This window comes from Duganella sp. GW822-FHT06D06 (assembly GCF_058799615.1).
The window spans coordinates 12,772-27,811 of the sequence record NZ_JBXALQ010000011.1; the positions used below are offsets into that span (position 1 = coordinate 12,772).

14 protein-coding genes are annotated in these 15,040 nt (G+C 63.2%); 10 read left to right on the forward strand and 4 right to left on the reverse strand.

The features are described from left to right. The first annotated feature begins 104 nt into the window (after nt 1–104). From AC1RMD_RS19750 to AC1RMD_RS19760, 3 genes are read left to right on the forward strand one after another with little or no spacing between them, the layout of a single operon-like run. Nucleotides 105–743 (forward strand): DUF1906 domain-containing protein, encoded by a 639-nt coding sequence (locus AC1RMD_RS19750; RefSeq protein WP_445232281.1) that lies wholly within the window; start codon nt 105–107, stop codon nt 741–743. Further along, on the forward strand, nt 743–1,033 hold the full coding sequence (locus AC1RMD_RS19755; protein WP_492928568.1) for a hypothetical protein: 291 nt from the start codon (nt 743–745) through the stop codon (nt 1,031–1,033). Before AC1RMD_RS19750 ends, AC1RMD_RS19755 begins: the two co-directional genes overlap by 1 nt. 17 nt (nt 1,034–1,050) lie before the next feature. After that, complete coding sequence (locus AC1RMD_RS19760; RefSeq protein ID WP_492928570.1) at nt 1,051–2,211, forward strand: acyltransferase family protein; 1,161 nt, start codon at nt 1,051–1,053, stop codon at nt 2,209–2,211. Between the two features lie 923 nt (nt 2,212–3,134). Here AC1RMD_RS19760 and AC1RMD_RS19765 read toward each other — a convergent pair. The 3 genes from AC1RMD_RS19765 to AC1RMD_RS19775 all read right to left on the reverse strand — a co-directional run bounded on the left by AC1RMD_RS19765 (nt 3,135) and on the right by AC1RMD_RS19775 (nt 5,174). Then, entirely contained in the window at nt 3,135–3,599 is a 465-nt protein-coding gene (locus tag AC1RMD_RS19765; protein ID WP_492928572.1) for a hypothetical protein, read from the reverse strand. A 76-nt stretch (nt 3,600–3,675) separates the two neighbouring features. Further along, nucleotides 3,676–4,545 carry a pirin family protein gene (locus tag AC1RMD_RS19770; protein WP_492928574.1) on the reverse strand — a complete coding sequence of 290 codons (870 nt, stop codon included), beginning with the start codon at nt 4,543–4,545 and terminating at the stop codon, nt 3,676–3,678. Nucleotides 4,546–4,574: 29 nt separating this feature from the next. Then, on the reverse strand, nt 4,575–5,174 hold the full coding sequence (locus AC1RMD_RS19775) for an FMN-dependent NADH-azoreductase (protein WP_492928575.1): 600 nt from the start codon (nt 5,172–5,174) through the stop codon (nt 4,575–4,577). Between the two features lie 123 nt (nt 5,175–5,297). Here AC1RMD_RS19775 and AC1RMD_RS19780 point away from each other — a divergent pair, with 123 nt between their 5' ends. After that, entirely contained in the window at nt 5,298–6,209 is a 912-nt protein-coding gene (locus tag AC1RMD_RS19780; protein ID WP_492928578.1) for a LysR family transcriptional regulator, read from the forward strand. 3 nt (nt 6,210–6,212) lie between these two features. On the opposite strand, the gene asd is transcribed toward AC1RMD_RS19780, so the two are convergent. Next, on the reverse strand, nt 6,213–7,061 hold the full coding sequence (asd, locus tag AC1RMD_RS19785; RefSeq protein ID WP_492928904.1) for an archaetidylserine decarboxylase: 849 nt from the start codon (nt 7,059–7,061) through the stop codon (nt 6,213–6,215). A gap of 155 nt (nt 7,062–7,216) precedes the next feature. On the opposite strand from asd, the gene AC1RMD_RS19790 reads away from it, so the two are divergent. The 6 genes from AC1RMD_RS19790 (at nt 7,217) to AC1RMD_RS19815 (ending at nt 14,846) form a co-directional block, all read left to right on the forward strand. Beyond that, the gene (locus AC1RMD_RS19790) at nt 7,217–9,472 is read left to right on the forward strand and encodes a TonB-dependent receptor plug domain-containing protein (protein WP_492928580.1); all 2,256 of its coding nucleotides are present in this window, start codon (nt 7,217–7,219) and stop codon (nt 9,470–9,472) included. A 141-nt stretch (nt 9,473–9,613) separates the two neighbouring features. Continuing rightward, nucleotides 9,614–9,889: a hypothetical protein gene (locus AC1RMD_RS19795; RefSeq protein ID WP_492928582.1), complete on the forward strand. Its 276-nt coding sequence runs from the start codon at nt 9,614–9,616 to the stop codon at nt 9,887–9,889. 8 nt (nt 9,890–9,897) lie between these two features. Then, entirely contained in the window at nt 9,898–12,225 is a 2,328-nt protein-coding gene (locus tag AC1RMD_RS19800; protein ID WP_492928583.1) for a GAF domain-containing protein, read from the forward strand. Next, the gene (locus AC1RMD_RS19805) at nt 12,222–13,136 is read left to right on the forward strand and encodes a LysR family transcriptional regulator (RefSeq protein ID WP_492928586.1); all 915 of its coding nucleotides are present in this window, start codon (nt 12,222–12,224) and stop codon (nt 13,134–13,136) included. Before AC1RMD_RS19800 ends, AC1RMD_RS19805 begins: the two co-directional genes overlap by 4 nt. A 75-nt stretch (nt 13,137–13,211) precedes the next feature. After that, the gene (locus AC1RMD_RS19810; RefSeq protein ID WP_492928588.1) at nt 13,212–14,375 is read left to right on the forward strand and encodes a PepSY-associated TM helix domain-containing protein; all 1,164 of its coding nucleotides are present in this window, start codon (nt 13,212–13,214) and stop codon (nt 14,373–14,375) included. Between the two features lie 180 nt (nt 14,376–14,555). Then, the gene (locus tag AC1RMD_RS19815) at nt 14,556–14,846 is read left to right on the forward strand and encodes an H-NS histone family protein (protein WP_008447725.1); all 291 of its coding nucleotides are present in this window, start codon (nt 14,556–14,558) and stop codon (nt 14,844–14,846) included. Nucleotides 14,847–15,040: the final 194 nt, after the last annotated feature.

Genomic DNA, 15,040 nt, shown 5'->3' on the forward strand with positions numbered 1-15,040 from the left:
AGGCCAGATTTGGATGGAATGATTACAGTTGTTTCATATCTACATCTTTTGCAAATACTAACATTAACGCGGGGAAACCACATCCCCCAACTACCGGAGATGTCATGATTGTTTTGACTGGCCTGAAAGCGCCGTTTGAACTGACGCAGCACGCGATTGCTATTAAACAACAAGGGATAGACTTCGCGATTCGTTATTACAGCCACCAGGCGGGCAAGAGCCTGTCGCTGGCCGAGGCGCGTTCGCTGACCGACGCCAGCATCCAGATCGGCGCGCTGTGGCAGGCCGGCGGCGACCACCTGAACTATTTCAGCCGGGCCCAAGGTTGCGCCGACGGCGCCGCCGCTTATTTGATGGCGCAGCAGGTCATCACCCAGCCGTCCGGTTCGGCGATCTACTTTGCGGTGGATTTCAATCCGTCGATGGAGGCCATCGCCGGCCCGGTCAGCGCGTATTTCGACGGCGTCAACCAGGCGTTCCGCGCGGCCGGGCCGGGCGAGCCCAAATATCAGGTCGGCGTCTACGGCTCCGGCGCCTGCTGCGAGGAGATGCTGCTCAGGGGGCTGGCGGCGTTGAGCTGGTTGTCGCCGTCGCCGGAATACCACGGCTCGCGCGACTATGTCGGCTTCAACCTCAAGCAACTGGCGGCGGCCAGCCTGCCGGTCGACGACGGCAAACACATCAGCGTCGACCTGACGCGCACCAACGACGGCTATCCGGCAGGCCTGTTCAGGGTGCTGTGATGCAGACCATATTGTTCACCGAAGCCGTCACGCTGAAGACGGTCAAGCCGGCCAAGACGATTTTTCTAAACAATACGGGGCAGGACGTGGTGCTGAAGTTCGTGACGGCGCCGGATATGCTGCTGTCGGCCTACACCATCAGCAACGGTGTCAGCGCGGCGATCGACAGCATCCGGCTTGGCAGCATCGATTACTACTCCGGCCACAGCCACAATTTCGCGATCGCCGCCGACAGCACGGCGGTGCTGAGCGTGGCCGACAACGTTCTCAATATGGTGATCTCGCCCTGATTTGTTAAGATGCGCGCATGAATCCATCTTTCCAGGGCCGCAATTCCGGCCTCGACACCTTGCGCGCGCTGGCCATCGTGCTGGTGTTTGCCAACCATTACATGCTGTTTGTCAGCGGTAGCCCGACCTTTGGCTGGTTCGGCGAGATCGGCTGGACGGGTGTCGACCTGTTTTTCGCGCTCAGTGGTTATTTGATCGGCAACCAGATCCTGGGTGGCATCCGCCGCTCGCGGCAGTCCGAGAACGGCGAGCGCTTTTCGCTGGCGCGCTTCTACGCGCGCCGCCTGCTGCGCACCTTGCCGAATTTTTACGTCGTGCTGGCGCTGTATGCCTTGTGGCCGGAGTTCCGTGGCACCAGCGTGCTGCCGCCGTTGTGGAAGTTCCTGACTTTTACCCAGAATATCCAGCTGACGCCGGGGACGGCGTTCTCGCACGCGTGGTCGCTGTGCGTCGAGGAGCAGTTTTATTTCCTGCTGCCGGCCGTGGCGCTGGCGATCGCGGCCTGCCGCAAGCCGCTGCTGCTGGCCTGGCTGGCGGTGATCGGCACGCTGCTGGCCGGCATGGCGATCCGCAGCCATCTGTGGACCCAGTATGTCGGGCCTGGGGAGCAGGGTGGTTTTCACTACTACACGTTGATCTATTACTCGTCGCAGTGCCGCTTCGATGAGCTGGTGGCCGGTGTCGCGCTGGCGCTGCTGAAAAACCATCATGCCGGCGCTTGGGCGCGGCTGACTTCGCGCGGTAACTGGGCGCTGGCGGCCGGTGCTGGACTGTTGGCGCTGACCTGGTCGCTGTTCATTGAAGACCACTACAGCTACGCGATGACGGTGATCGGCTATCCGATGTTGGGGCTGAGCTTTACGCTGTTGTTGATTGCGGCCTTGAGCCCTGGTTCGCTGCTGCAAAGGCTGCGGGTTCCGGGCGCGGCCAGCATTGCGCTGTGGTCGTATGCGATCTACCTGACGCACAAGACGCTGTGCGTGCTGCTGCGCGCGCCGCTCCAGGCCGAGGGCTGGGGGCCGAACAGCTGGCAGGCTATCGTGTTGATGAGCGCGGCCAGCTTGCTGGCCGGCTGGCTGTTGTACCTGCTGGTGGAGACGCCGTTCATGAGGCTGCGCGACCGTTACGTGCCGGGCAATTTCGCCCGGCCGGTCGCTCCGGCTGGCGCCGTCGCTTAAGTTGATTGTTGTAAGCGATGGGAAGGTCCCCTTCCGCAGCCACCTCTATTCTGTCACGGCCGGCACATTGGAACGCGCATAGCATCACGCCCCTAAGGGGCCTGCGAAGAATAACCAAATACAAATGCTTGCCGCGGCCGATGCTGCTATCGCATACCATTTTGCCCGGTCACGTGGCGCCTTTAGATAAATGATTAAGTGAGCAGGAAATGCCAAGACGCAGCTGAACTGCCCGAAAATGAGCTCGACTACCAGATACATACCAATGAACTCGTCCGTATTAGGTCCTTTACCAAACATATACACCTCCATCTCGAGCCAACTTATGGCAAGTGAAAATGCTATGCACAGAGCTGAGAAAAGGAGCATGAAGGACGCGCCACGACTAAATCGTTTCCAAGTGATTCCGCTTATCAAGGTCCTTAGCGAGCCGAGTAACATATTTAACTTTCAAAATCACCGACAATGCCGCGACGCGGTATTATCCAAGTGCATTGAGTGCTTAAGTCGATCGTCGAATACGTGCTTGCAGACGGGACGTTTATAGGGGCTCTGCCCAGCCTTAACCGGCGGGCCTTGAACACGATTGACCGACAGGATTTGGCCGAACTCGGCTGGTGCCAACGGAGGATAACATCTTGCTTATTCGGAAAATACGCGAAATCTCACAACCCTGAACGCGCTTTACCGGCTGTGCTGCGTGAGAACGGAGCAGGGGAGTGGCGGGGAGCGGCACGGTCATCGTGGCAAAACCTCGATTTTCTCCCCTATTTTTTTCGGCTTTTCCCAATTTAGGCCTGCAAATCCGGAAATAGCCCAATGCTTGAAAAAATCGGGGGAAATCGAAGAGAAAATCGGGGCTTTGCCACAAGGAGCCGGGCGGCGCACCCCCTATGCATACTTCCAAGGGGAGCGGGTTTCCTTTAATTCAGTTCGATCACGTCGAACGGCGACTGCATCGAACCCAGGAAGACCATCACGCTGCGCGCGCGTTCACTCATATCCTCGTGGCGGGTGGCGGCGATGGCGGCGCGCAGGCCGGGGACTACTTCGGTGATGTGCGGGCTGTCGTAGGCGGTCACCAGCAGCGTCGCCAGTTCGCTGGCGCGGCCACGATTGTTGCGCATGCGTTCTTCCAGCATCGCCAGCAGCGCGCGCTGCATGCGCGGCGTCGGATTGGTGATGTAGCCGAATACCAGCGGCGTATTGCCGATCGCCTCGCACAGACGGCTTTCGATCTGGTCTGGTTTGACGTCGGAAGCGATGTCGAAATAGGCGCCATTCCAGCGCGTCCGTTCATACGGATGGCCGGGCGGAAAGGAATCGGCTGTCTCAAAGCCGAGAACGTGGCTCAGATAACGCAGCCATTTGAGGATAGTGGGCATCATGCCGGCATTTTATCCTGAGACGGGACACTCATGGGGGCAGCCGCCGGGCAGAGCCTGTCCGGCGGCTGTTGCAACTTTAAGCGTGGGCTTCCTCGCCCAGCTTGCCGGCGCGGAAATCCTCAACGGCGGCGAAGATCTCGGCCTGCGTGTTCATCACGAACGGGCCGTACTGCGCGATCGGCTCGTTCAGCGGCTGGCCAGCCACCAGGATCAGACGGCTGTCTTCCACCGCCTGCACCGTCACGCCATCGGCGCCTGCGGTGTTCGCCAGGATCGCCATCCGGCCCGACGCCACCGCCTTGTCGCCGACACTCACCTCACCGCGATACGTGAAGATGAAAGCGTTGTGACCTTCCGGCAGCGCCTGGCTGAAGCTGGCGCCGGCAGGCACATGGATGTCGAGATAAATCGGCTCCGTCACCTCGCGCTGCACCGCACCGGCCACGCCGTGGCTGCTGCCGGCGATGACTTTGACCGCCACGCCGTCAGCCGTGGTAAAGGCCGGCACGTCGGCGCCATTGAAATCGCGATACCACGGCGCCTGCATCTTGTCCTTGGCGGGCAGGTTCAGCCACAGCTGGAAGCCTTCCATCACGCCGGCTTCCTGCTCCGGCATTTCCGAGTGGATCACGCCACGGCCCGCAGTCATCCATTGCACGCCGCCATTGGTCAGCAAACCTTCGTTGCCGGCGCTGTCCTTGTGACGCATGCGGCCTTCCAACATGTAGGTCACGGTTTCAAAGCCGCGGTGCGGATGGCTGGGGAAGCCGGCGATGTAGTCGTTGGCCTGGTCGCTGCCGAAATTATCCAGCATCAAAAACGGATCCAGTCGACGCTGCAAGGGCTGGGTCAGGACGCGATTGATCTTGACGCCTGCGCCGTCCATCACGGCCTGGCCGCTGATAACGCGCTCTACGCTGCGAGGGGTGTTTACTTGATCGGTCATGACTATGCTCCTTGGTTTGTTGAGTTGCGTTACACCAGTACTGCGTTGATCTCTGCTTCTGCCTGCGCTTGTGCCTTGGCCACCGCTTCAGGACCCATGCCCAGGCCTTCGGCGAAGACATATTGCACATCGGTCAGGCCCACGAAGTTCAGGAACATCTTGATGTGCGCCAGCTGCGTGTCGGTCGGGCCGTCGCGGTGCATGCCGCCACGCGACAACGCCACATACACTTTTTTGCCTTCCAACAGGCCGACCGGGCCGGTTGGGCCGTACTTGAAGGTCACGCCGGCGCGGGCAATCGCGTCGAACCAGCTTTTCAGTTGGGCGGTGATGCCGAAATTGTAGGTCGGCGCACCGATGACGATCACGTCGGCAGCTTGCACCTGGGCGATCAGCGCATCGTCCAGCGCCACGCGGGCGGCCTGGGCTTCGGTGCGTTGGTCGGCCGGGGTGAACAGGGCTTGCAGGGTCGGCTCGTCGATCACCGGATGCGGATCGGCGGCCAGGTCGCGGCGCAGCAGCGTTGCGGCTGGATTGGCGGCGCGGACCTTGGCGACGATGGCGTCGGCCAGGCGGGTCGATTCGGAACCGGTGCTGCGGGCGCTGGAGTTGATTTGCAAGATGTTCATGGTTTTGCTCCTGTTGTCTGGTTTGTGCTGCGATGTAGTTACTTTAATCGTTTCATATTCGTTCCGGAAGCCGCTAAAATGGATAACATTAATCCACTGATGGAACAATGAAGGAGAAAATGCGTGGAAATCGACCCTGGCGACCTACTGTTATTCGCCCGCATCGTCGAATGCGGCAGCTTCAGTCTGGCGGCGCAGCGGGTGCAATTGCCGAAATCGACGGTGTCGCGCCGGATTTCGCTGCTGGAGGCGCATCTGGGCGAGCGCCTGCTCCAGCGCACCACGCGCAAGCTGGTGCTGACCGAGTTCGGCGCCAGCCTGCTGGAACACGCGCGCCGCGTGGCCGACGAAACCGAGCAGGCCGGCGCGCTGGCGCAGCACCGGCAGGACGCGCCCAGCGGCCTGCTGCGGATCTCGATGCCGGCCGACTTCGCCAACGTGGCGATGAGCGCGATGATGACGCGCTTCATGCACCAGTACCCGGCCATCGCGCTGGAGCTGGACTTGTCGCCGCGTCGGGTCGACCTGGTGGCGGAGAACTTCGACCTGGCCATCCGCATGGGCAACCTGCCGGACGACGCCTCGCTGGCCGCGCGCCGCGTCACCCTGAGCAAGATCGCGCTGTATGCATCGCCGCTCTACACCTCGCTGCGCGGACTGCCCGAACACCCGGACGACCTGTTCAAGCACGACCTGCTCAGCCTGCCGCCAAGGGTGAACGGGCTGATACGCTGGAATCTATTGCGCGGCAAGACGGAATGGGAGCGCGAGTTGCCGGTGCGGCTGCTGGCCAACTCGCCGGAACTGCTGGTGCGCATGGCGACCACGGGCGTGGGCATCGCCGCCTCGACCGAGTTGATCGCGCGCGAGCATGTGCAGAAGGGGACGTTGGTGAGGGTGTTGCCGGAGTGGTCGTTCCCGATCGTCACCGGGTGGGCGGTGTTCCCCGGCCGCCGGCTGATGCCGGCCAAGACCAGGGTATTCCTCGACATGCTGCAGGCCGCCTTCGAGGAAAGCGGGCCGGTCGGAGTCTAGCGCTTACTTCTTCAGTTGCGCCATCGGCTGGCCCAGCTGGACGGCGCCGGCCGGTTGCCACGCCGGATTGAAACTCAGCACATCCTTGGGGAACAGCATGACGACGGTCGAACCGAGCAGGAAGCGGCCCAGTTCCTCGCCTTTTTTCAGCACGATGTCCTGGTCGTCGTACTGCCATTCGCACACATGCGGCATGCGCGGCGGATTGACCACGCCATGCCACACGGTGGCCATGCTGCCGACGATGGTGGCGCCGACCAGGGTCATCACGAACGGGCCGTTGGCGGTGTCGAACACGCACACCACGCGCTCGTTGCGGGCGAACAGGCCGGGGATGCCGCGCGCGGCGGCCGGGCTGACCGAGAACAGCTCGCCCGGCACGTAGATCATGCGGGTCAGCTTGCCGTCGCAAGGCATGTGGATGCGGTGGTAGTCGCGCGGGCTCAGGTACAGGTTGGCGAAGCTGCCGTTCTGGAACTTGGCGGCCAGCTCGGCGTCGCCGCCGACCAGCGCGGTGGTGCTGAAATTGTGGCCCTTGGCCTGGAAGATCTGGTCTTCCTTGATGTCGCCGAACTGGCTGATGCGGCCGTCGATCGGGCAGATGAAGCTGGCGTCGGCGATCGGGCGGGCGTCGGGCCGCAGCGCGCGGGTGAAGAATTCGTTGAAGCTGGCGTAATGGGAAATGTCCGGATCGAGCGCTTCGTCCATATTGACGTTGTACTTGCCGACGAACCAGCGTATCAGCCAGGTGGTCTTGCTGCCGCCCTTGGCGCCGGCCACGCGGCCGGCAAAATTGGTCAACGCTCCCTTGGGAAGCAGGTAGTGTGGCAGGACGGCAAGGCGAGACACGATAGGGTATCCATACAATAAACGATCGCGCATTATAGCGCCGGGGTTTAGGAATTCGTACTAAACAATATCGGCGTCTTGCTAAACGCGGAACATTTCGGATTAAACAAGGCATAATGCGCACTTGCCACTTGTCCGACCACTTGCCAATAAGAACCATGCCTGCCCGCCAATTTCGCCTGACGCAGATCGCTGCCGCTGTCCTGTCCATTTACCTCGCCGCCGGCGCCGTCCACGCCGAGGCCGATGCGCCGCAAGCGCCCGCCAAGCAGCAGGCCAAGCCGGTCGAAGCCGCACCGATGCAGAAGGTGGAAGTCAAAGGCGCCGCCGCCAGCTACGACGCGCGCCGCGAAGATACCGCCAGCAAGATCGTCGTCACCAGCGAGGAAATCCAGAAATACGGCGACACCTCGGTCAACGACGTGCTCAAGCGCGTGCCCGGCATCACCGTCAGCGGCGCGGCCGGCCGCAGCGGCGGCGAGATCCGCATGCGCGGCCTGGGCAACGGCTATACCCAGATCCTGATCAACGGCGAGCGCGCCCCGGCCGGCTTCGCCATCGACAGCCTGGCGCCCGACGTGATCGAGCGCATCGAGGTGCTGCGCGCCGCCAGCGCCGAGTTCAGTACGCAATCGATCGCCGGCACCATCAACATCGTGCTGAAGAAGGCGCTCAAGGCGGCCCAGCGCGAAGTCAAGTTCAGCGAAGGCAAGGGCAGCAAGTTCAGCTCGCCGTCGGTCAGCCTGCAGATGTCGGACAAGCTCGGCAAAACCTCCTACTCGTTCGGCGGCAACGCCTGGCGCTATATGTACAACCGCGTGACGCCGTCGTTCGACACCGGCGCCGACGCCGCCGGCATCCCCAACCTGGAGCGCGCCGCCACCTGGCACGACCAGGGCCGCGCCGACGGCATGAACCTGTCGCCGCGCATCAACTGGACGCTGGACAACGGCGACACGCTGACCTCGCAAACCTTCGTCAACCTGAACCAGTTCGTCAGCAACAGCCACAGCCGCACCAAGACTACGCTCGGCAGAGGCCCGGACTACGACCGCATCGACAGCACCTTCAGCAGCCACAACGGCTTCGGCCGCACCGACCTGAACTGGACCCACAAGCTGGAGGAGGGCGCCAAGCTGGACCTGAAGGCCGCCGTCAGCGACAACCGCAACACCGCCGATTCCCTGCAGTTCGGCGGCAACAAGGGTTTGCCGGCCACCCTGGCGCGCACCGTCGTCTCGGTCAGCACCGAGCACGGCTTCAGCACCCAGGGCAAGTATTCGCGGCCGTTGACGTTCGGCGCCGCGCCGGCCGACGGCAAGGGCGAGGCGCCCGCCGAGCACGCGCTGGCCATGGGCTGGGATGCCGGCCTGAACCATCGTGACGACCAGCGCACCCAACGCGAAGCGGCGTTGCCGGGCGGTCTCACGCCGGACAATAGCGACGAAGGGTACTCGGCCAAGGTCACGCGGCTGGCGTTGTTCGGCCAGGATGAATGGAACTTGACGCCGCAATGGTCGCTCTACACCGGCCTGCGCTGGGAGGGCGTGGACACCCGCAGCGACGGCAGTACTTTCGATGCGGTCCAGCAGCGCTCCAGCGTGTTCAGCCCGCTGATGCAGACGCTGTTCAAGTTCCCCAACAAGAAGGACCAGTTGCGCGTGGCGCTGACCCGCACCTACAAGGCGCCGTCGACATCGAGCCTGATTCCGCGCAAGTTCACCTCGACCAACAACAGCCCGACCGAGCCCGACCGCCGCGGCAATCCGCACCTGAAGCCGGAACTGGCGCTGGGCCTGGACGCGTCGTTCGAGCATTACTGGGGCGAGGGCGGCCTGCTGAGCGCCAGCGCCTCGATGCGCCGCATCGAGAACTACACCCACCAGGGCTTGCTGTATGAAGACCAGCGCTGGGTCTCGACCTCGATCAACGACGGCCGCGCCGAAACCCGCGGCATCGAACTGGAAGCCAAGTTCCCGCTGCGCGCGCTGATCGAGCAGGCGCCGGCGCTGGACTTGCGCGCCAGCGTCAGCCGCAACTGGTCGCGGGTGGAAAGCGTACCCGGCCCCGACAACCGCCTCGACCAGCAGACCCCGCTCAGCGCCACCCTGGGCGCCGACTACAAGAGTCCGAGCGGCATGCTCAGCACCGGCGGCAGTTTCAGCTTCCGCAACGGCGGCCTGGCGCGCCTGAGCGGCAGCCAGGGCGGCTACACCAGCGTGCGGCGCGACCTGGACGTGTATGCGTTGTGGAAAATAGACACCCAGAACAATCTGCGCGTCGCCGTGTCCAACCTGCTGGGGCAGGACTACGTCACGGAAAGCCTGTACAGCGACGCCGGCGGCACGCAGAACCGGCTGACCGTGGCCAGCGGCGAAACCCAGCTGCGCGTCACCATCGAAAAGCGTTTTTGAAGGCGTGATTCTGAGGTGCATTGATTCTTAGATGATATGATGCTGTAGTGTACTTCTTGCAGCGGGCCTCCCCTGAAAAAGCCTAAAGTTACCGAGACGATCCAGCCCGACGACGACAGCCTGCGTCTGGCGCTGGCCGAGGTGCGCGATTTGCAGCGCACCGTGGTCGTGCTGCGCTCGGAGTTGGAACTGTCCCACAACGAGCGCCAGCATGCGGTGCAGGACGCCTTGTCCTTCGCCCACAGCGAAATCAGCCAATTGCGCGAAACCGTCGCCGCCCTGCGCGCCAGCCTGGAACGGCTGACGCAGGAAAAGCTCGACGCGCTGCAACAGGCCAACACCGTCCGCCACGCCGAAATCGCCCAGCTGCACGACACCATACGCGCGCTGCGCGACACGCTGGAGGCGCGCGCATGAGAGATCCTGTGTCCACTTCGAAGCCGGCGATCCGCAGCGTGCCGGCCAAGCCGGTCGTCAAGGGCGAGGCCCCCTCGGCGCAGGCGGTGGCCGGCGCCCAGCGCAAGCGGCTGCGCCAGGTCGAGCTGTTGCTGGAAGTGTCGCGCCGCATGGCCGCCTACGACACGCTGGACGAAATCCTGACCGCGCTGATCGACGTCACCACCGAGGAACTCGATGCCGAACGCGGCACGCTATTCCTCAACGACGCCGAGACCGGCGAACTGTTCTCGCGCGTGGCGCAGGGCAATATCCAGCGCGAGATCCGCTTCCTCAACCACACCGGCATCGCCGGCCACGTGTTCACCACCGGCGAGGCCCTGAACATCGCCGACGCCTACGCCGATCCGCGCTTCAACCGTTCCATCGACGAACAGACCGGCTTCGTCACCCGCAACATCCTGTGCGTGCCGATCAAGACCTTCAAGGGCGAGATCATCGGCGTGTCGCAGACGCTGAACAAGCGGCGCGGCAAGTTCACCCGCGCCGACCTGCAATTGCTGGAGGCGCTGACCACGCAAGGCACGCTGGCGCTGCAAAGCGCGCGCTTCCTGGAAAGCATGAAGAAGATCCGGCGCCAGGAGATGGAGTTCATCGACGTGGTGTCCGAGGTCACGGCCGACATCAAGCTCGGCTCCTTGTTGCAAAAAGTGATGGGCGAGGCCACGCGCCTGCTCAACGCCGAGCGTTCGACCTTGTTTCTCAACGACGAAAAAACCGGCGAGCTGTGGTCGGAAGTGGGGCAGGGCCTGGAGTCGCTGCAAATCCGCCTGCCCAACACGGCCGGTATCGCCGGCGCCGTGTTCACGACGGGCAAGACCATCAACATCCCGTATGCGTATGCCGACCTGCGTTTCAATCCGGCGTTCGACAAGCGCACCGGCTATTTCACGCGTTCGATTTTGTGCGTGCCGATCGTCAACAAGGCCGGCAAGATCATCGGCGTGACGCAGGTGCTCAACAAGCGCGGCGGCCCGTTCACCCACGAGGACGAATCGCGGCTGCGCGCCTTCACCGCGCAGATCTCGATCGCGCTGGAAAACGCCAAGCTGTTCGCCGACGTCCAGCAGATCAAGAACTACAACGAGGCCATGCTGGAGTCGATGTCGAACGGCGTCGTCACGCTCGACAGCCAGGAAAAGATCGTCACCTGCAACGCCGCCGGCCTGCGCATCCTGCGCACCGCGGCGGACGGCATCGTCGGCCGCTCGGCGGCGGATTTCTTCGGCGCCGCCAACAGCTGGGTGATGGACAAGCTGCGCCACGTCGAGGAAAAACAGACCGCCGAACACCTGATGGACGCCGAGTTGGTGCTGGACGACGCCACGCTGTCGGTCAACTTCAGCGTGCAGCCGCTGCTGTCGATGGAGAAGAAGCGCATCGGCTGGATGCTGATGCTCGAAGACATCTCCAGCGAGAAGCGGCTGCGCTCGACCATGTCGCGCTATATGGACCCCGGCATCGCCGACCAGATGGTGGCCAACGGCGCCGAGATGCTGGGCGGTAAAAACGTCCACGCCACGGTGTTGTTCTCGGACATACGCAGCTTCACCACCATCACCGAGCAGCTGGGCGCGCAGGGCACGGTCACCTTGCTCAACGAATACTTCACCATGATGGTCGACTGCATCCAGCGTGAAGAGGGCATGCTCGACAAGTTCATCGGCGACGCCATCATGGCCGCCTTCGGCATCCCGGTCGGCCACGACGACGACGCCGACCGCGCGCTGCGCACCGCGATCGCCATGATGAACGAGCTGAGCGCCTGGAACCAGCTGCGCGCGCGCGAGGGCAAGCCGCCGGTGGAGATCGGCATCGGCCTCAACACCGACCAGGTCGTGTCCGGCAACATCGGCTCCAAGAAACGCATGGACTACACCATCATCGGCGACGGCGTGAACCTGGCGGCGCGGCTGGAATCGGCCTGCAAGCAGTACGGCGCGCGCATCCTCATCAGCGAGTTCACCTACCGCGCGCTGCGCGGCACCTACCGCCTGCGCGAAGTGGACATCGTGGTGGTCAAGGGCAAGACCAAGCCGGTCTCGATCTTCGAGGTGATGGACTTCCACACCGAGGACAGCTACCCCAACCTGGTCGAGGCCATGGGCCTGTTCCGCAACGGCGTGCAAAGCTACCGCAAGCGCAACTGGGCCGCCGCCGGCAAGCTGTTCGACGAGGTGCTGACCCTCAATCCGCACGACAAGGTGGCCGCGCTGTACATCGAGCGCTGTGGCCACATGGCCGCCACGCCGCCGCCCGACGACTGGGACGGAACCTTTGTCATGGAATCGAAGTGAAGATACCCCGCAGCACGTTGGAGCAGTGGCAGGTATTGCAGGCGATCGTGGCATGCGGCGGCTATGCGCAGGCGGCCGAGGCGCTGCACCGCAGCCAGTCGTCGGTCAGCTACATGGTGGCCAAGCTGCAGGAGCAGCTGGGCGTGGAACTGCTGGAAATCGACGGCCGCCGCGCGCGCCTGACGAAGAACGGCGAAGCCTTGCTGGCCAAGGCGCGCGAGCTGCTGGGCGACGCCTTCCAGCTGGAACAACTGGCCGCCAGCCTGGCCGAAGGTTGGGAGCCGCAGGTCGGCATCGCCGTCGACAGCCTGTTCCCGGTCGAGCTGCTGGTGCAGGTGCTGCGCGATTTCGAGCCGTGGGCCCAGCACACCCGCGTCAACCTGGAGGAGACCGTGCTGTCCGGCTCCGAGGATGCGCTGCTGGAAAAGCGCGCCGATATCGCCATCGTCAGCCGGGTGCCGCCCGGCTTCCTGGGCGATGTGCTGATGGATATCGAATTCGTCGCCGTGGCCCATCCCTGCCACGCGCTGCACGCGCTGGGCCGCGAGCTGGAGGTGGACGACCTGAGCCGCAACCTGCACATCGTGGTGCGCGATTCCGGCACCTTGAACCCGCGCGACCACGGCTGGCTCAACAGCAACCAGCGCTGGAGCGTCACCAGCCCGCACACGCGGCTGGAAATGATATGCAGCGGCCTGGGCTTCGGCTGGCTGGCCGAGCACAAGATACAGGCCCAACTGGAGCAGGGCTTGCTCAAGCCGCTGCCGCTGCGGGTCGGGCAGCGCCGCAAGCTGTCGCTGTCGCTGATCGTCGCCAACCCGGAGGTGGCCGGCCCCGCGACCTGCCGCCTGGCCAATCTGATACGCAGCGTCGTCAAGGATGGCGTCGTGCCCCGCCCCCTGTGCGCGTGAGTGGTAATTGAGAATTGTTCGCATCCTCGATGAAACTTTTAGTATAATCGGCGTCCTCTTTTGATGCCGAGTCCAATGTCCACCGCCCACCACCCAGCTCATCGACCGCCACGCAGCCTGCGCCAAACCATCCGCCCGGGTGTGCTGTGGCTGCACCGCTGGCTGGGTTTGACGCTGGGCCTGGTGCTGGTGCTGGCCGGCCTGAGTGGCAGCCTGCTGGTGTTCCACCACGAGCTCGACGCCGAATTGAATCCGCAACTGGTGCACAACGCCGTGCCCTGCGTGGCGCCGCTGGATGTGGCGGGCGCGGTCGCCAGCTTGCAGCGGGTGTGGCCGCAGGCCAAGGTCAGCTCGGTGTATCTGCCCAGCCATGCCGGCGCCAGCTATGGCCTGTATTTCAAGTCGCCCGGCGTCGCCGCCAACGAGGCCATGCTGGACTCGTGCAGCGGCGCCTTGCTGGGCAGCCGCAACCGCGAGCAAGTCGGCCTGGACGCGCCGCATCTGGTGCCGACCTTGCTGCGCTGGCACGACAGCCTGCTGCTAGGCAAACCCGGCCGCGCCGCGCTGGGCTGGCTGGCGCTGGCCTGGGTGGCCTTGCTGATCGCCGGCCTGTTGCTGGCCTGGCCGACCCCGGCGCAGGGCTGGAAGCGGGTCTTGCGCGTCAATCTGCGCCAGAACGCCTATCGCAGCCATTTCGACCTGCATCGCTCGGCCGGCCTGCTGGCGGTGGTGCTGATGCTGGTGGTCGCCGCCACCGGCTTCTACAACGGCTTGCCGGAGCTGGGCCGCGCGCTGGTGGGGCAGGTGACCCCGGTCAGCGTCGCGCACCGCGGCATCGCCATGCCGGCCGTGCAAAAAGGCGAAACCACGATTTCCTGGAACGACGCCAAAGCCATCGCCGAACAGCACCTGAGCGACGGCGCCGTAATGTTGGCGTTGCAACGTTTGCCCGATCGCGGCCTGTACCAGGTCCGCCTGCGCCGCGCCGACGACTGGCAGCGCACCGGCACCCTGCGCCTGCTGATCGATATCCGCAGCGGCGCCGTGATTGAAACAGTTAATCCGCTGGCCGGCACCGGCGGCGACCGCTTCCTGGCGTCTTTATTTCCGCTGCATTCAGGCCAATTCGGCGGCGCCATCGGCCGCTGGCTATTGGTGATAGCTGGTTTGCTGCCGGCCTTATTCTTTATAACGGGACTCTCCACCTGGGTATTGCGCCGCCGTCGCCAAAGCGTCTGATACGCGCTTCATTTGAACAACAGTGGTGGAAATTATTCGTTTTTATCGCTATATTGGTATTTGTCACATATATCTCTGGAGAATCAGCGCAAAGTTATGGTAAATTGCGCTTATAAATTCTCACACATTGTCACAAGTGGTTTTTTTTAATATTTAACCCGCCGATAAGAAGGAAATACGATGACGACTTACCAGGAATACAAAGCAAAGATCGCCGAACTGGAAAACCTGGCCGAAAGCGCCCGCAAGAATGAAATCGCGCAGGCCAAAGAGAAAGTCACGGCCATCATGCGTGAATACGGCCTGACCGTGGCGGATCTGGGCGGCGTAGCCAAGGTGAAGACGGTCAAAACCCGCGCACCGGTGCCAACCAAATACCGTGACGACGCCACCGGCCAGACCTGGACCGGCCGCGGCCGCGCGCCGAAATGGTTGGAAGGCAAGGACAAAGAACAGTATCTGATTAAGTAAGCTGAGTCGGCAGGTTCGCTGCAAGGCCGGGGTGCACGGGTTTATATTTCTTATAAACCCAGGCCCCGGCCTTTCTCTTTTGGGGCGCGCTCCATGCTGCGCCGTGCCGCAGTACTATTCTCCGCTTTAATTTCCCTCTTTACTCCCGCCGCGCAGTTCGCCGACAGCTTATTCAGCCCGGACCGTGCAAGCCG